Origin of the sequence: Kitasatospora sp. NPDC057940 (assembly GCF_042887425.1) — a bacterium.
GTDB lineage: Bacteria > Actinomycetota > Actinomycetes > Streptomycetales > Streptomycetaceae > Kitasatospora.
In genome coordinates this window covers 24,312-42,090 of sequence record NZ_JBHVPH010000027.1, presented here as the reverse complement: position 1 = coordinate 42,090, position 17,779 = coordinate 24,312, and the positions used below count along the sequence as shown (strand labels likewise).

The window sequence follows — 17,779 nt, the reverse complement described above, 5'->3', positions numbered from 1 at the left end:
TCCGGGAAAGAGGAAGTGAACGGGGTCCGGGACACCCCGTCCAGGGAGGGTGCGGCCATGGCGTCAGGGCAGGAGCTGGAAGCCGGAGTGCGGCCGCCCGGCGGGGACACCGCCGAGCCACCGTGGCCCGGCAGCTGGCAGCCGCTCGGCGCCCGCTTCCGGACCGACCAACAGGGCCGCCAGGGCACCAACTTCGCGCTCTGGGCGGCCGGCGCCGAGGCGGTCGACCTCTGCCTGTTCGACGAGGACGGCCGGGAGGCCCGGCACCGCCTCACCGAGCAGGACTTCCAGACCTGGCACGGCTTCCTGCCCGGCGTCCGCCCCGGCACCCGGTACGGCTTCCGCGTGCACGGCCGGTGGGACCCGTGGACCGGCGCCCGCTGGAACCCGGCGAAGCTGCTGCTCGACCCGTACGCCCGTGCCGTGGACGGCTGTTACACCAGCCACGACGCGGTCTGCGCCGCCGTCCGCAACTGGCCGGAGGCGGACGTCGCCGACACCGTCCGGGACAACCGCGACTCCGCCCGCTACGTGCCCAGATCCGTGGTCGTCCACGACGACGACGACTGGTACGACGACCACCGCCCGAAGACCCCGTGGGCCGAGACGGTGCTCTACGAACTGCACGTGCGCGGCTTCACCATGCGCCACCCCGACATCCCGCCGGAGCTCCGCGGCACCTACGCGGGCCTGGCCCACCCGGCCGCCGTCGCCCACCTGACCCGCCTCGGCGTGACCGCCGTCGAGTTGCTGCCGGTGCACCAGTACGCCAGCGAGGACCACCTCCAGTCGCGCGGCCTGGTCAACTACTGGGGCTACAACACGATCGGCTACTTCGCCCCGCACGCCGGCTACTCGGCGGCCGGCTCGCGCGGCGGCCAGGTCGGCGAGTTCAAGCGGATGGTCCGCGCCCTGCACGCCGCCGGGATCGAGGTGATCCTCGACGTGGTGTTCAACCACACCGCGGAGGGCGCCGAACTCGGCCCGATGCTCTCGCTGCGCGGCATCGACAACACCGCCTACTACCGCCAGGCCCCGCACCGCCCGCGCGGCTACGCCGACTTCACCGGCTGCGGCAACACCCTGGACACCCGCCGCCCGCAGGTGGTCCGGCTGGTCACCGACTCGCTGCGGTACTGGGTCACCGAGATGGGCGTGGACGGCTTCCGCTTCGACCTCGCCGCCGCCCTCGCCCGCGGCACCGACGGGGTCGACATGGACCACCCCTTCCTCGCCGCCGTCTCCCAGGACCCGCTGCTCAGCCGGGTGAAGCTGATCGCCGAGCCCTGGGACGTCGGCCCGGGCGGCTACCAGGTCGGCGGCTTCCCCCCGCTGTGGGCCGAGTGGAACGACAAGTACCGGGACACCGTGCGGGACTTCTGGCGCGGTGCCCGCCCGGACGTCCGCGAGCTGGGCTACCGGCTGTCCGGCTCCTCCGACCTCTACCAGCGCGGCGGCCGCCGCCCGTACGCCTCCGTCAACTACGTGACCGCGCACGACGGTTTCACGCTGCGCGACCTGGTCAGCTACGACCGCAAGCACAACGAGGCCAACGGCGAGGCCAACCGGGACGGCACCGACGACAACCGGTCCTGGAACCACGGCGTCGAGGGCGAGACCACCGACCCGGAGGTGAACGCCCTGCGGCTGCGCCAACTGCGCAACCTGCTGGCCACGCTGCTGCTCTCCACCGGCGTCCCGATGCTCACCTCCGGGGACGAGCTGGGCCGCACCCAGGGCGGCAACAACAACGCCTACTGCCAGGACAACGAGCTCGGCTGGCTGGACTGGTCGCTCCTGGCGGATCCCCGCTGGCGCGGGCTGTGCGAGCTGACCGCCCGGCTGATCCGGCTGCGCCGGGCCCACCCCGTGCTGCGGCAGCGGGCGTTCTTCTCCGGCCGGGCCGCCGCCCCGGGCGGCCAGCCGGACCTCGCCTGGTTCACGCCGCTGGGCAAGGAGATGACCGAGGCCGACTGGTTCACCCCGACCGCCTGCCTGGGCATGCTGTTGTCCGGCACCGCGATGTCCGAACGGGACGAGGCCGGACGGCCGACGCTGGACGACAGCTTCCTGCTGCTGCTCAACGCCGGCCACGAACCGGTGCTGTTCACCCTCCCCGGCGAGCCCTGGGCCGCGCCGGAGGAGGCGTACGAGACGGTGGTCGACACCGCCGTCGAGGGCGGCGGCGATCCCTGTCCGCAGGGCGCGACGCTGCTGGCCGGGCGCTCGCTGCGGCTGCTGCGCGCGCCCGCCGCCACGACCTGAGCGGTGTCGGCCGCGCGAGCGGCGCACTCCGGCCCGTGCGGCCGGCCCCACGCGCCCCGCTGTTCACCCGCGCCCCACCCGTACGGGTGGCCGGTTCTCGCCGAAGTGTTCTGTCAGGGGTGAAAAACCTGATGAGAAATGACGCGCCCTCGTCCTACCCTCACGACGATGGCCGAGAACCGACAAGACGACGACACCGCGACCGGGCACCGCTCCACGGTCCGCTCCCTACTCCGCCTGTGGCCCTACGCCCGAGCCGTCCGCCGCCGGTTGGCCACCTCGGTGGCCGCCGCCCTGGTCGCCATGCTGAGCGTCCTCGGCGTCCCGCTGGTCCTCGGCCGGATCGTCGACGGCCCGCTCGCCGAACACGACCTGAGCGGGCTCTGGCCGCTGATCGGCCTGCTGCTGGTCCTCGGACTGGTCGAGGCCGCGCTGTTCTACACCCGACGGGTGGTCCTGGCCCGCCCGCTGGCCGGGCTGGAGACGGCCATGCGCGGCGACCTCTTCGCCAAGCTCCAGCGGCTGCCGATCTCCTTCCACGAGCGCTGGGGATCCGGCCAGCTGCTCTCCCGGGCCACCGCCGACATGTACACCATGCGGCTGTTTCTGGCCTTCCCGCTGGTCTTCCTGGTCGTCAACTCGGTGATGTTCCTCGCCGGCACGGCGGTGATGTTCACCCAGGACTGGCGGCTCGCCCTGATCATCCTGCTGCCCGCCGTCCCGCTGTTCGTGCTCACCCGGCGGTTCGAGGCCGGCTACTCGGGCGCCTCCCGCCGCGCCCAGGACCAGAACGGCGACCTCGCCACCGTCATCGAGGAGTCCGTCCTCGGCATCCGCATCCTCAAGGCCTTCGGCCGCCACCGCACGATGGCCGAGCGCTTCCGCGCCCAGACCCACGACCTGCGCCGCACCGAACTGCGCAAGGCCGGGCTGCTCGCCAACCTCTGGGCGGTGATCGTCGGCCTGCCCGAGATCGCCCTCGGCTGCGCCCTCGCCGCCGGCGCCTACCTGGTCGCCCACGACGAGCTGAGCGCCGGCACCCTGGTCGCCTTCCTCTCCACCGCGCTGGCGCTGCGCTGGCCCGTCGAGTCCCTGGGCTGGCTGCTCGCCTACGCCAACGAGGCCGCCACCGCCACCGACCGCTTCTTCGAGGTGCTGGACGAGCCCGAGACCGCCGACCCGGGCACCGCCGAAGGACTCGGCACCACCCCCGACGGCATCCGCTTCACCGGCGTCCGCTTCCGCTACCCCGACGCCCCCGACGACACCCCCGACCTGCTGGCCGGCATCGACCTGCACATCCGCAGCGGCGAGACGATGGCCCTGGTCGGCGCCACCGGCAGCGGCAAGACCACGCTCACCGCACTGCTCCCCCGCCTGTACGAGGCCACCGCCGGCACCATCACCCTGGACGGCCGGGACATCCGCGACCTCCCCCGGGAGCGGCTGCGCGAGCTGGTCGCGGTCGCCTTCGAGGAGCCCACCCTGTTCTCCGCCACCGTCCGGGAGAACGTCCTGATGGGCGCCCCGGGCGCGGACGACCGGCAGCTGCGCGCCGCCCTGGCCACCGCCCAGGCCTCCTTCGTGGAGAAGCTCCCGGACGGCGTGGACACCGAGGTCGGCGAGCAGGGCCTGAGCCTGTCCGGCGGCCAGCGCCAGCGCCTCGCCCTGGCCCGTGCGGTGGTCGGCGACCCGGCCTTCCTGATGCTGGACGACCCGCTCTCCGCCCTCGACGTGCACACCGAGGCCCTGGTCGAACGGGCGCTGCGCCAGGTCCTCGGCGCCACCACCGCCCTGGTGGTCGCCCACCGCCCGAGCACCGTGCTGCTCGCCGACCGGGTCGCGGTGCTCTCCGACGGCCGGATCGAGGCCGTCGGCACCCACCAGGACCTGCTGCGCGACTGCGCGCACTACCGCGAACTGATGTCGGGCGAGTCCGCCCCGACGCCCGAGGCCGTCCTGGTCTCCGAGGGGGGCACCACCCGATGACCACCACCATCTCGCCCGTCGGCCCCGCCGAACGGGAGACCGCCGAGCCGGTCGAGGAACAGCTGCCGCCGCCCCCGGCCGACGAGGAGGACATCCCCGTCCCACCCGGCGCGCCCCGGGCGCTGCTGCGCTCGCTGCTCGGCCCGCACCGGGCCCGGATCGCCGTCGCGATGCTGGTGATCCTCGTCCAGCAGGCGGCCCTGCAGTCCGGCCCGCTGCTGGTCGCCATCGCGATGGACCGCGGCATCCCGGCGCTGCGCGAGAGCGACAGCGGCCCGCTGGTCGCGGTGGTCTGCGCCTACCTGGGCTGCGCGCTGCTCAGCCTGCTGCTGCAGTGGGCGTTCATCAAGATCAGCGCCCGGGTCAACCAGGACATCCTGCTGGAGCTGCGCGGCCGGATCTTCCGGCACGCCCAGCGGCTGAGCCTGGACTTCCACGAGCGCTACACCTCGGGCCGGATCATCTCCCGCGCCACCAGCGACGTGGACGCGCTGCGCGAGCTGCTCTCCGAGGGCCTCCAGGAGCTGCTGACCGTCCTCCTGTCGGTCTGCTACATCTCGGTGCTGCTGCTGGTGCTGGACTGGCGGCTCGGCCTGGTCTCGCTGGCGTCGATCCTGCCGCTGGCGCTGATCGCCCGCTCCTTCCGCAGCCGCTCGCGCCGGGTCTACCGCCGCTCCCGCACCTCGGCCGCCTCGCTGATCGTCCGCTTCACCGAGACCATGAACGGCATCCGCCCGGTGCAGGCCTTCCGCCGCGAGAAGGCCAACGACGAGGCCTTCGCCGTGGTCAACCGGCAGTCCGCCACCGCGACGGCGGACGGCCTGCTGGAGATCGCCCGCTACGTCGGCCTCTCCCGCGTCACCGCCAACCTGTGGACCACCGGCGTGGTGCTGCTCGCCGCCTACCTGGTCGCCGACGGCACGGTCGAGCTGGGCGTGCTCACCGCCTTCGTGCTCTACCTGCGCCGGCTCTACGACCCGATCGACCAGCTGGCGATGTTCCTGAACAGCTACCAGTCGGCCGCCGCCGCGCTGGAGAAGATCGCCGGCCTGCTCGCCCACGAGCCGACCGTCGCCGAACCGGCCGCGCCCGCCGAACTGCCGCAGGCCGCCGGCAAGGGGCGCGAGGTCCGCTTCGAGGAGACCCGTTTCGCCTACCGCACCGGCAAGCAGGTGCTGCCGCCGTTCGACCTGGTGATCCCGGCCGGGCAGACGGTGGCGGTGGTCGGCGCGACCGGCGCCGGGAAGTCGACGGTCGCCAAGCTGCTGGCCCGCTTCTACGACCCGACCGACGGCCGGATCCGGCTGGACGGCGTGGACCTGCGCGACCTCGCCACCCCCGAGCTGCGGCGCGGCGTGGTGATGGTGACCCAGGAGTCCTTCCTGTTCTCCGGCACCGTCGCCGAGAACATCGCCATCGGCCGCCCCGGCGCCGCCCGCGAGGAGGTCGAGCAGGCCGCCCGGGACATCGGCGCGTACGAGTTCATCGCCGCGCTCCCGGACGGCTTCGACACCGACGTGCGCAAGCGCGGCGGCCGGATCTCCGCCGGGCAGCGCCAGCTGGTCGCCTTCGCCCGCGCCCTGCTCGCCGACCCGGCGGTGCTGATCCTCGACGAGGCGACCAGCTCGCTGGACGTCCCCGGCGAGCAGGCCGTCCAGCGGGCCATGCGCACGGTGCTGGCCGGCCGGACGGCGGTGATCATCGCGCACCGGCTCTCCACCGTGGAGATCGCCGACCGCGTCCTGGTGATGGACCAGGGCCGGATCGTCGAGGACGGCTCCCCACAGGAGCTGATCGACGGATCCGGCCGCTTCGCCGCCCTCCACCAGGCCTGGCGGGACAGCCTGGTCTAGGTCGTCCTGGTTCGGCGCTCCCCGCGGCAGGGCCTCAGCGCAGCACCCCCGCGTCCATCCCCGACGACTCGGCGGGCAGGGCCACCAGCCCCAGCTCCGCCGGGGAGGCCAGCCGGGGGTGGGCCGGCAGCACCCGGACGGTGTAGCCGAACGGGCCGGTCCGGCACAGCTCCAGCGAGCCCTCGTAGCGGGTCCGGCCGTCCAGGTCGGACCCGCCGACCGGCTTGAGGGCGAGCACGCAGCCGTCCGAGATGCCGTCCGTCTCGTCCACCCGGCCGGACACCGCCTGCACCTCGACGTCGCCCGGTTCCAGCGCCCCGAGCGCGACCTGCACCCGCAGCGCCAGCGAGCTGCCCAGCTCCTGCGCCTCGTCCGGACAGTCCGCCTCGACGTGCTCGACCCGGACGGCCGGCCAGGCCTCCCGGACCTTCGCCTTCCAGGCCGCCAGCTCCAGGGCGCCGTGGTGCTCCGCCGCCGCCAGCTCCCGCTGGGCCAGCGCCGCCGGGGTGTACAGCCGTTCGACGTACTCGCGGACCATCCGCCCGGCCAGCACCTTGGGGCCGAGGGTGACGAGGGTGTGCCGGACCATGGCGATCCAGCGGTGCGGCAGCCCGTCCGTGCCCCGGTCGTAGAACCGGCCGGCGACCTGGTCCTCGATCAGGTCGTACAGCGCGGCGGCCTCGATGTCGTCGCGGCGCTCGGCCTCGCTGCTCTCCGGGTCGAGCACGCCGCCGGTCTCGTCGGCGGTGGGGATCGCCCAGCCGTTCTGGCCGTCGTACCACTCGTCCCACCAGCCGTCCAGGACGGACAGGTTGAGGCAGCCGTTGAGCGCGGCCTTCATCCCGGAGGTGCCGCAGGCCTCCAGCGGGCGCAGCGGGTTGTTCAGCCAGACGTCGCAGCCCGGGTAGAGGTGCCGGGCCATCGCCATGTCGTAGTCCGGCAGGAAGACGATCCGGTGCCGGACGGCCGGGTCGTCGGCGAAGGCGACCATCTGCTGGATCAGCCGCTTGCCGCCGTCGTCGGCCGGGTGGGCCTTGCCGGCGACCACGATCTGCACCGGCCGGACGGGGTGCAGCAGCAGGGCGCGCAGCCGGTCCGGGTCGCGCAGCATCAGGGTGAGCCGCTTGTACGAGGGCACCCGGCGGGCGAAGCCGATGGTGAGCACGTCGGGGTCGAGCACCGAGGAGACCCAGCCGAGTTCGGCCTCGCCGGCGCCGCGCTGGCGCCAGGAGTCGCGCAGCCGGCGGCGGGCCTCGTCGACCAGCTGGGCGCGCAGGCTGCGGCGCAGGTCCCAGATCTCGGTGTTGCCGATCCGCTCCAGGCCCGTCCAGCGCTTGGCGTCGCCGGTGGTCATGGCGTCCTCGGCGCGGTCGGCGCCGATCTCGGCGGCGCCGAGCCGCACGACCGCCGGGTCGATCCAGGTGGCGGCGTGGACGCCGTTGGTGACGGAGGTGATCGGCACCTCGGTGGCGTCGAAGCCGGGCCAGAGGCCGTTGAACATGGAGCGGCTGACCTCGCCGTGCAGGGTGGAGACCCCGTTGGCGCGCTGGGCGAGCCGCAGGCCCATGGCGGCCATGTTGAAGAGCTTCGGGTCCCCGCCGGGCCAGGTCTCGGCGCCGAGCGCGAGCACCGGCTCGACCGGGACGCCCGGCAGCGCGGCGTCGCCGCTGAAGTGGCGGGCGACCAGCTCGCGGTCGAAGCGGTCGATGCCGGCCGGGACGGGCGTGTGGGTGGTGAACAGGGTGCCGGCCCGGACGGACTCCAGGGCGGCGGCGAAGTCCAGGCCGACGCTGTCGGGGCCGGGTGAGCCGGTGGCGACCAGCTCGCGGATCCGTTCGACGCCGAGGAAGCCCGCGTGGCCCTCGTTGGTGTGGAACACCTCGGGGGCGGGGTGCCCGGTGAGCCGGCAGTAGGCGCGGACGGCGCGGACGCCGCCGATGCCGAGCAGCATCTCCTGGAGCAGCCGGTGTTCGCTGCCGCCGCCGTAGAGCCGGTCGGTGACGTCGCGCTCGGCGGGCGAGTTGGCCTCGATGTCGGAGTCGAGGAGCAGCAGCGGGACCCGTCCGACCTGGGCCTTCCAGATGTGCGCGGCGAGGGTGCGGCCGCCGGGCAGGGCGAGGTCGACCCGGCCGGGGGTGCCGTCGTCCTCCCGGAGCAGGCTGACCGCGAGTTCGTCCGGATCGAGCAGCGGGTAGCGCTCCTGCTGCCAGCCGTCCCGGTTGAGGGACTGCCGGAAGTAGCCGTGCCGGTAGAACAGGCCGACGCCGATGACCGGGACGCCGAGGTCGCTGGCGGCCTTGAGGTGGTCGCCGGCCAGGATGCCGAGCCCGCCGGAGTACTGGGGCAGCGCGGCGGCGATGCCGTACTCGGGGGAGAAGTAGGCGATGGCGGCGGGCGGCGGGGTGGCGCCGGCCTCCTGCTGGGCCTGGTACCAGCGCGGGCCGCTGAGGTACTCGCGCAGGTCGTCGGCGAGGTCGCCGAGTCTGCGCAGGAACCGCCGGTCGGCGGCGAGGGCGGCGAGCCGGGCGGCCGGGACCTCCCCGAGCAGCCGCACCGGGTCCTCGCCGGTCGCGGCCCAGACCTCCGGGTCCACGGACCGGAAGAGGTCCCTGGTCTCGGGGTGCCAGGACCAGCGCAGGTTGAGGGCCAGCTCGTGCAGCGGCTGGAGTTGTTCGGGCAGGACGGTGCGGACGGTGAATCTGCGGATTGCCTTCACGGCGTGAAGCGTAGCCGCGATGTCCGTCATGACAGTGCGTCAAGTGGGCTATTGGGCATCCGTTCGGCCTATTGATGAGATCGCATTCGGCGCATTGGTCTGCACGGGGGGCGCGCGCGGCGCACATTTCCGGGGTCCTGCGCTACCAATGCATGAACACTGCGGAACAGGTCCATTTCCGATGGCTCATCCGCTCAGGACAAAGCCCGAAACTACTGTCGTACCGCTGCAAAAGTCTTGTCCCCGGTGCGAGGATGACTCAAGGTCGTTGATGCTGCGGGGAGTGCGGCGGCGGGTGGCGTCCGCCTTGAAGCAGCACGTCCGAATCCTTTTCGCGTTGATCGTTCCCCTTCTTCTTAGCCCATTCGGCGCTCACCTCGCACCGACGCGTGTCCTCGTACTCGGCCTGCTCGTTCACGGGTCGACCGGGTCGCCCAGGGGCGTGCCCCCTGGAGGCGCGCGCCGGGACGCGCGCGGCTCCAGGGCCCCCCGTCGAGGGCTCGGCGGGCGCCGGGCAGGTTGCCGGGGACGGCGGCGCGGGCAGGCTTCCGGTCGCACGTCCTCCCCACCCAGCAGTCCTCCCGGTACTCCCCTGGCCCATCCCCGGCCCGCGGGAGCTGCCGCCGATCTCGGGCAGGAGTTTGACATGCACGGCGACACGCGGGACCAGTCCACACCGGTGGCCGACAGCCACGACGCAGCGGTCGCGGAATCCGCCGGACGGATGGATTCTGACACTCGGACGGATCCGGCGATGCCGGCGCCGCGGGCCGCCGGGGCGGTCCGCACCGAGCCGGCCGAAGCGGCCCGACAACCCGGGGTCGAAGAGGGCCGGACCGCGGCACCGCGCAGGCGCACCACCACCACGCGCCGCGCCGCCGCCACCGCGAAGGCCACCGCCGACGCCGCCGGGACCGCCGGGACCACCGCCGAGGGCGCCTCCGGCGCCGCGCCGCGCAAGGCCTCCGCCCGCAAGCCCGCCGCCCGCAAGACGACAGAGAGCGACACCGTGATCGGCCGCATCCCCGTCCTGGACGTCAGCCCCCTCGTCGACTCCGGCCGCCGCCCGGCCAAGGCCGTCGTCGGCGAGACCTTCCTGGTCACCGCGACCGTGTTCCGCGAGGGCCACGACGCCGTCAACGCCAACGTGGTGCTGCGCGACCCGCGCGGCCGCGGCGGCCCGTGGACGCCGATGCGCGAGCTGGCCGAGGGCACCGACCGCTGGGGCGCGCACGTCACCCCGACCGCGCCCGGCCGCTGGTCGTACCTGGTCGAGGCGTGGAGCGACCCGGTCGCCACCTGGCGCCGGACCGCCGCCGTGAAGCTGCCCGCCGGGATCGACACCGCGCTGGTCCTGGAGGACGGCGCCCGGCTGCTGGAGCAGGCCGCGGTCGGCGTGCCGAAGAAGGAGGGCCGCGCGCACGTGCTGGCGGCCGCCGACGCGCTGCGCGACCCCGGCCTGCCGCCGCTGTCCCGGCTGGCCGCCGCGCTCGCCCCCGAGGTGCTGGACCTGCTGTCCCGGTACCCGCTGCGCGAACTGCTCAGCGCCTCCCGCCCGCTGCCGCTCCAGGTGGACCGCGAGCGCGCGCTGTACGGCTCCTGGTACGAGTTCTTCCCCCGCTCGGAGGGTGCGGTGGTGGACCCGAGCGGCGTCGAGCCGCCGCGTTCGGGCACCCTGCGCACCGCCGCCGAGCGGCTGCCGGCCGTCGCCGCGATGGGCTTCGACGTGGTCTACCTGCCGCCGGTGCACCCGATCGGACGAGCCTTCCGCAAGGGGCCGGACAACGCCCTGACGGCCGGTCCGCACGACGTCGGCTCGCCCTGGGCGATCGGCTCCCCCGAGGGCGGCCACGACGCCGTCCACCCCGACCTCGGCACGATCGAGGACTTCGACCACTTCGTCGCCGAGGCCGAGGCCCTGCACCTGGAGGTGGCGCTGGACTTCGCCCTCCAGTGCTCCCCCGACCACCCGTGGGTGAACAAGCACCCGGAATGGTTCAGCCACCGCGCGGACGGCACCATCGCGTACGCCGAGAACCCGCCGAAGAAGTACCAGGACATCTATCCGATCAACTTCGACCAGGACATGGAAGGAATCGTCAAGGAAACCATCCGGATCCTCCGGTTCTGGATGTCCCACGGCGTTCGGATCTTCCGGGTCGACAACCCGCACACCAAACCCGTGGCGTTCTGGGAGAAGGTGCTCGCCGACATCGCCCGCACCGACCCGGACGTCGTGTTCCTGGCGGAGGCCTTCACCCGCCCCGCGATGATGCACACCCTGGGGAAGATCGGTTTCCACCAGTCGTACACGTACTTCACCTGGCGCACCACCAAGCCGGAACTCACCGAGTACCTCACCGAACTCACCGGTGACGCCGCCGCCTACATGCGGCCCAACTTCTTCGCCAACACCCCGGACATCCTGCACGGCTACCTCCAGCACGGCGGCCGCGCCGCGTTCGCGGTCCGCGCCGTGCTCGCCGCCACCCTCGCCCCCAGCTACGGCGTCTACGCCGGCTTCGAGCTGTACGAGGACGAGCCGGCCCACCCCGGCTCCGAGGAGTACCTGCACTCGGAGAAGTACGAGCTGCGCCCGCGCGACTGGACCCGCACCGACTCCCTCGCCCCGCTGCTCACCGTGCTGAACCGGCTGCGCCGGCGCCACCCGGCCCTCCAGCAGCTGCGCAACCTGCGCTTCCACCCCACCGACAACGACCAGGTGCTCGCCTACTCCAAGAGCGCGACCACCCCCGAGGGCCTCACCGACCAGGTCGTCACCGTGGTCAACCTCGACCCGCACCACGTCCAGGAGGCCACCGTCACCCTCGACGGCGACGGCCCGTACGCGGTGCACGACGAGCTCACCGGCGCCGTCTACACCTGGGGCCGGCACAACTACGTCCGGCTCGATCCCTCAGCCGAGCCGGCTCACCTCCTCACGGTTCGGAGGAACCCAGCGTGACTGTGAACGAGCCCGTCCCCGACACCTTCCCGGAGACCTCGAAGAAGAACCTGGACCCGGAGTGGTTCAAGCGTGCGGTCTTCTACGAGGTGCTGGTGCGGTCCTTCCAGGACAGCAACGGCGACGGGGTCGGGGACCTGAAGGGGCTCACCACCAAACTCGACTACCTGCAGTGGCTCGGGGTCGACTGCCTCTGGCTCCCGCCGTTCTTCGCCTCGCCGCTGCGCGACGGCGGGTACGACGTGGCCGACTACAAGTCGGTGCTGCCGGAGTTCGGCGACCTCGCCGACTTCATGGAGTTCGTCGACGCCGCGCACGCCCGCGGCATGCGCGTGATCATCGACTTCGTCATGAACCACACCAGCGACCAGCACCCGTGGTTCCAGGCCTCCCGGACGGACCCGGACGGCCCGTACGGCGACTTCTACATGTGGGCCGACGACGACAAGCAGTACCCGGACGCCCGGATCATCTTCGTCGACACCGAGACCTCCAACTGGACCTACGACCCGGTCCGCAAGCAGTACTTCTGGCACCGGTTCTTCTCCCACCAGCCGGACCTCAACTACGACAACCCCCGCGTCCAGCAGGAGATGATCGCCGGACTGCGGTTCTGGCTCGACCTCGGCATCGACGGCTTCCGGCTGGACGCGGTGCCGTACCTGTTCGCCCGCGAGGGCACCAACTGCGAGAACCTGCCGGAGACCCACGAGTTCCTCCAGCGGGTCCGCAAGGAGATCGACGCCGACTACCCCGACACCGTGCTGCTGGCCGAGGCCAACCAGTGGCCCGAGGACGTCGTCGACTACTTCGGCGACTTCACCGCGGGCGGCGACGAGTGCCACATGGCGTTCCACTTCCCGGTGATGCCCCGGATCTTCATGGCCGTGCGGCGGGAGTCCCGCTACCCGGTGTCGGAGATCCTCAGCAAGACCCCGCAGATCCCCGGCGGCTGCCAGTGGGGCATCTTCCTGCGCAACCACGACGAGCTGACCCTGGAGATGGTCACCGACGAGGAGCGCGACTACATGTACGCGGAGTACGCCAAGGACCCCCGGATGCGCGCCAACGTGGGCATCCGCCGCCGGCTCGCCCCGCTGCTGGAGAACGACCGCAACCAGATCGAGCTGTTCACCGCCCTGCTGTTCTCGCTGCCCGGCTCGCCGGTCCTCTACTACGGGGACGAGATCGGCATGGGCGACAACATCTGGCTCGGCGACCGGGACGGCGTGCGCACGCCGATGCAGTGGACCCCGGACCGCAACGCGGGTTTCTCCTCCGCCGACCCGGGCAGGCTCAGTCTGCCGCCCATCATGGACCCGGTGTACGGCTACCAGGTGACCAACGTCGAGGCACAGCAGAGCAGTTCGAGTTCGCTGCTGCACTGGACGCGTCGCATGATCGAGATCCGCAAGCTCAATCCGGCGTTCGGCCTCGGCACGTACACCGAACTGCCCTCCAGCAACCCCGCCGTGCTGGCCTTCGTGCGCGAACACGAGGGGGACCTGGTCATGTGCGTGAACAACTTCTCGCGGTTCGCGCAGCCGACCGAGCTGGATCTGCGGCAGTACGGCGGACGGTACCCGGTCGAGCTGATCGGCGGGGTGCGCTTCCCCTCCATCGGCGAGTGGCCCTACCTGCTCACGCTGGCCGGCCACGGCTTCTACTGGTTCCAGCTCCGGCAGCCGCCGCGACTGAGCGGGACCAGGCGCTCGAAGTAACGATCCGCCACACCCTGCCCCACAGCACCACCAGACCCTCCGGGGGCGCGAGTTGAACCCCTGCGCCCCCGGAGTTCTCTGCACCGCCGCGTACGGAGAACAGCCCAACGGCCACCCACACGAAGGCGTGACACCTGAGCCCCGCTCGCGTGCCGCCGCCGCCGCGCCGCCGAAATCCGGAAGACTGACGGACCCGGCCAGACCCGTCGGGCAGTCCGCCCGCTTCCGGGGAAAGGGAGTCATGTCCGAAACCTCCCGTTCTCAAGCCCATGTGCAGCAGGACGCCCCCGCCGACCCCGCCGCACCGGCGGGCGCGCGGAGCACCGGGGCCCGGAGAACCGCCCTGGGGGTCAGCGAACTCGTCCAGGCCGCGCTGCCGCTGATCGCCGAGTGGCTCCCCACCCAGCGGTGGTACGCCGGAAAGGGACGGCCCATCACCGGCCTCACCCCGATGGTCGGAACCCCGCTCCAGGTCGGCGACCCCGCCCTGCTGCACCTGCTGCTGCGGGTCGAGCACGCCACCACGGCCGGCGCCCCGCACGGCGACATCTACCAACTCCTGCTCGGCATCCGCTCGGAGGGGCCCGCGGACATCGAGCCCAGCGCCGTGCTCGGCCGGCTCAGCCAGGGCCCGTACGACGGCGCGGCGCTCTACGACGCCGTCCACGACCCCGAACTCACCGGGCGGCTGCTGGAACACCTCGCCACCGGCGACCGGTTCGGCTCGCTGTCCTTCCGCCGGACCCCCGGCTCCGGGCTCCCCGCCAACCTCCCGGGCCGCGCCTCCACCGCCGAGCAGTCCAACAGCTCGGTCATCTACGGCACCTCGTACATCCTCAAGCTGTTCCGCCGCATCCACCCCGGCACCAACCCCGACCTCGAACTCTCCCTCGCCCTCTCCCGGGCCGGCTCCACCCGGATCCCCCGGGTCGCCGCCTGGTTCGAGAGCCGGCTGGAACGCGCCGAACCCGCCACCCTCGGGCTGCTCCAGCGCTACCTGCCGGACGCCGAGGACGGCTGGGAGCTCGCCCTCGACCAGGTCGGCCGGCTCAAGGGCGACCCCTCCCCCGGCAACTTCGCCATCGAGGCCCACCGGCTCGGCCGGGCCACCGCCGAAGTCCACCGGGTCCTGGCCCGCTCGATGCCGGTCGCCCGGCTCGACCGCGCCCAGACCAGCCGGCTCGCCACCACCATGGCCGACCGGCTGGACAGCGCCGTCGCCGCCGTCCCCGGCCTGCTGCGCTACCGGGCCGCACTGCGCACCGCCTTCCAGCAACTCGCCGACGCCCACCCCGACGGCCTGCCCGTCCAGCGCATCCACGGCGACCTGCACCTCGGACAGGCCATGCGCACCCCGCACGGCTGGGTGCTGCTGGACTTCGAGGGCGAACCCGCCAAGTCCGTCAACGAACGCCGCGAACCCCAGCCCGCGCTGCGCGACGTCGCCGCCATGCTCCGCTCCTTCGACTACGCGGCCGCCCACCTGCTGGCCGGCGGCCCGGTCGACCCGGAGCTCGCCCACCTCGCCGCCGCCTGGGCCCAGCGCAACCGCACCGCCTTCTGCGCCGGCTACACCGCCGGCGGCGGCGCCGACCCGGCGGCCTCACCGGAGCTGATGCGGGCCCTGGAGATCGACAAGGCGGTGTACGAGGTCGTGTACGAGGCCCGGCACCGGCCGAGCTGGCTGCCGATCCCGCTCGCCGCGATCAACCGGCTCGCCCTCACCGTCTGACCGCCCCGGCCCCGCCCGCACCCCCTGCCCTGCCCGCCCCCCTGCCCCACCCGCACCCCCGGTTCCGCCGCCCTGGAGTTAGCCCACCCCCCGTCGCAGGAGGACCCAGCCGTGACGCCGCTCGACCCGCCCGGCCGCACCACCCGCCCCGTCCCGGCCACCTTCCTGGCCGGCCCGGACTCGCCCCGGCCCGAGCCCGTCCCGGCCGAGGAGTCCGCGCCGGGCGGCGAACCCGCCCCGACCGAGGAGTCCGTACCGGTCACGCAGTCCACCCCGGTCACGGCTCCGCCCACGGCCTCGCTGCGCCTGCCCGAGGCGCCGCTGCCGCCGTCCGAGGTGGACCGGCTGGTCGGCGGGCAGCACCACGACCCGCACGCCCTGCTCGGCGCGCACCCGGTGCACGGCGGCACCGCGATCCGGGTGCTGCGCCCGTTCGCCGAGCGGGTGGTCGTCGAGACCACCCAGGGACCGGCCGAACTCACCCACCAGCAGGGCGGGTTGTTCACCGGGCTGGTGGCCGGCGCCGACGCCGTGGACTACCGGCTGCTGGTGACCTACCCCGGCGGCGAGCCGCTGGCCCAGCACGACGGCTACCGCACCCCGCCCACCCTCGGCGAACTCGACCTGCACCTGATCTCCGAAGGCCGGCACGAACAGCTGTGGCAGGCCCTCGGCTCGCACGTGCGCACCGTCGACGGCGTCGCCGGCACCGCCTTCGCGGTCTGGGCGCCGAACGCCGTCGGCGTCCGGCTGATCGGCGACTTCAACCACTGGGACGGCACCGGGCACCCGATGCGCTCGCTCGGCTCGTCCGGCATCTGGGAGCTCTTCGTCCCGGGCCTCGCCGAGGGCGCCGCGTACAAGTACGAGATCCACACCCGACAGGGCTGGGTGCTCGACAAGGCCGACCCGCTCGCCCGGGCCGCCCAGTGCCCGCCCGCCACCGCCTCGGTGGTCACCTCCTCCGACTACCGCTGGCAGGACGGCGAGTGGATGGCCCGCCGGGCCCGCGCCGCGCACCACCGGGCGCCGATGTCCGTCTACGAGCTGCACCTAGCCTCCTGGCGGCCCGACCTCACCGGCTACCGCGCCATCGCCGAGGAACTGCCGCGCTACCTCAAGGAGTTGAACTTCACCCACGTGGAGTTCATGCCGGTCATGGAGCACCCCTTCGGCGGCTCCTGGGGCTACCAGGTGTCCGGCTACTACGCCCCCACCGCCCGGCTCGGCAGCCCCGACGACTTCCGCCACCTGGTCGACACCCTGCACCGGCACGGCATCGGCGTGATCGTCGACTGGGTGCCCGCCCACTTCCCCAAGGACGCCTTCGCACTCGCCCGCTTCGACGGCGAGCCGCTGTACGAGCCGGCCGACCCGCTGCGCGCCGAACACCCCGACTGGGGAACCCTGGAGTTCGACTACGGCCGCACGGAGGTGCGCAACTTCCTCGTCGCCAACGCGGTCTACTGGTGCGAGGAGTTCCACATCGACGGCCTGCGGGTGGACGCCGTCGCCTCCATGCTCTACCTCGACTACTCCCGCGAGGGCGGCGCCTGGACGCCCAACCAGCACGGCGGCCGGGAGAACCCGGACGCGGCCGCGTTCCTCCAGGAGATGAACGCCACCGTCTACCGGCGCTGCCCCGGCGTGGTCACCATCGCCGAGGAGTCCACCGCCTGGGACGGCGTCACCCGCCCGACCGACGCCGGCGGCCTCGGCTTCGGGCTCAAGTGGAACATGGGCTGGATGCACGACTCGCTGGTCTACATGTCCAAGGAGCCGGTGCACCGCAAGTTCCACCACAACGAGATCACCTTCTCGATGGTGTACGCCTACTCGGAGAACTACGTCCTGCCGATCTCGCACGACGAGGTGGTGCACGGCAAGCAGGCGCTGGTCTCCAAGATGCCCGGCGACTGGTGGCAGCAGCGCGCCAACCACCGCGCCTACCTGGGCTTCATGTGGTCCCACCCGGGCAAGCAACTGCTCTTCATGGGACAGGAGTTCGCCCAGGGCGCGGAATGGGACCACGAGCAGGGCCCGCAGTGGTGGGTGCTCGACGAGCAGTGGCCCGCCCACCAGGACCACCGCGGCGTCCGCCGGCTGGTCCGCGACCTCAACCGGCACTACCTGGACACCCCCGCCCTCTGGGAGCGGGACACCACCCCGGACGGCTTCCGCTGGCTCGACGGCGGCGCCGCCGAGGACAACCTGCTCTCCTTCGTCCGGTACGCGGCCGACGGCTCGCCGCTGGTCGCGGTCTGCAACTTCTCCCCCGTCGTCCGGCACGGCCACCGGATCGGCCTGCCCGACCTGGACGGCCGCGACCATCTGTGGGAGGAACTGCTCAACACCGACGCCGAGGCCTACGGCGGCGGCGGCATCGGCAACTCCCACCCGGTCAAGGCCGAACCGACCCCCTGGCACGACCAGCCCCGCTCCGCCGAACTGGTCCTCCCCCCGCTCGCCACCCTCTGGCTCCGCCCGGCCCGCTGAGGGCCTGAGCACCAGAGCACCGAGCACCGGAGCGTCCGAGCG

At 72.9% G+C, this 17,779-nt stretch carries 8 protein-coding genes; 7 read left to right on the top strand and 1 reads right to left on the bottom strand.

What is annotated here, in order from left to right; genetic code table 11:
* Nucleotides 1-57 precede the first annotated feature (57 nt).
* The 3 genes from glgX (at nt 58) to ACFVTF_RS30700 (ending at nt 6,107) form a co-directional block, all read left to right on the top strand.
* Nucleotides 58-2,265, top strand: a complete 2,208-nt coding sequence (gene glgX / locus ACFVTF_RS30710; protein WP_387817551.1) for a glycogen debranching protein GlgX — start codon at nt 58-60, stop codon at nt 2,263-2,265.
* 168 nt (nt 2,266-2,433) lie between these two features.
* A complete protein-coding gene (locus ACFVTF_RS30705; RefSeq protein WP_387817550.1) occupies nt 2,434-4,254 on the top strand; it encodes an ABC transporter ATP-binding protein in 1,821 nt (606 codons plus the stop codon).
* Nucleotides 4,251-6,107, top strand: coding sequence for an ABC transporter ATP-binding protein (locus ACFVTF_RS30700; RefSeq protein WP_387817549.1), 1,857 nt, complete (start codon nt 4,251-4,253; stop codon nt 6,105-6,107). The genes ACFVTF_RS30705 and ACFVTF_RS30700 overlap by 4 nt, the downstream gene beginning before the upstream one ends.
* Before the next feature lie 34 nt (nt 6,108-6,141).
* Here the strand turns inward: ACFVTF_RS30700 and glgP are convergent, their stop codons facing one another.
* Complete coding sequence (gene glgP, locus ACFVTF_RS30695; RefSeq protein ID WP_371517093.1) at nt 6,142-8,823, bottom strand: alpha-glucan family phosphorylase; 2,682 nt, start codon at nt 8,821-8,823, stop codon at nt 6,142-6,144.
* A 1,009-nt stretch (nt 8,824-9,832) separates the two neighbouring features.
* Here glgP and ACFVTF_RS30690 point away from each other — a divergent pair.
* From ACFVTF_RS30690 to glgB, 4 genes are all read left to right on the top strand, one after another.
* On the top strand, nt 9,833-11,788 hold the full coding sequence (locus ACFVTF_RS30690) for an alpha-1,4-glucan--maltose-1-phosphate maltosyltransferase (protein ID WP_371522674.1): 1,956 nt from the start codon (nt 9,833-9,835) through the stop codon (nt 11,786-11,788).
* Complete coding sequence (gene treS / locus ACFVTF_RS30685; RefSeq protein WP_063347760.1) at nt 11,785-13,509, top strand: maltose alpha-D-glucosyltransferase; 1,725 nt, start codon at nt 11,785-11,787, stop codon at nt 13,507-13,509. The genes ACFVTF_RS30690 and treS overlap by 4 nt, the downstream gene beginning before the upstream one ends.
* Before the next feature lie 241 nt (nt 13,510-13,750).
* The gene (locus tag ACFVTF_RS30680; RefSeq protein WP_387817548.1) at nt 13,751-15,241 is read left to right on the top strand and encodes a maltokinase; all 1,491 of its coding nucleotides are present in this window, start codon (nt 13,751-13,753) and stop codon (nt 15,239-15,241) included.
* A 111-nt stretch (nt 15,242-15,352) separates the two neighbouring features.
* On the top strand, nt 15,353-17,737 hold the full coding sequence (glgB, locus tag ACFVTF_RS30675) for a 1,4-alpha-glucan branching enzyme (protein WP_387817547.1): 2,385 nt from the start codon (nt 15,353-15,355) through the stop codon (nt 17,735-17,737).
* The last annotated feature ends 42 nt before the right edge of the window (nt 17,738-17,779 follow it).

What these genes read in the sequence shown, in the direction of transcription:
- ACFVTF_RS30705 (WP_387817550.1), top strand. Translation starts at nt 2,434, where the DNA reads ATGGCCGAGAACCGACAAGACGACGACACCGCGACCGGGCACCGCTCC.
- glgX (WP_387817551.1), top strand. Translation starts at nt 58, where the DNA reads ATGGCGTCAGGGCAGGAGCTGGAAGCCGGAGTGCGGCCGCCCGGCGGG.
- ACFVTF_RS30680 (WP_387817548.1), top strand. Translation starts at nt 13,751, where the DNA reads ATGTCCGAAACCTCCCGTTCTCAAGCCCATGTGCAGCAGGACGCCCCC.
- ACFVTF_RS30700 (WP_387817549.1), top strand. Translation starts at nt 4,251, where the DNA reads ATGACCACCACCATCTCGCCCGTCGGCCCCGCCGAACGGGAGACCGCC.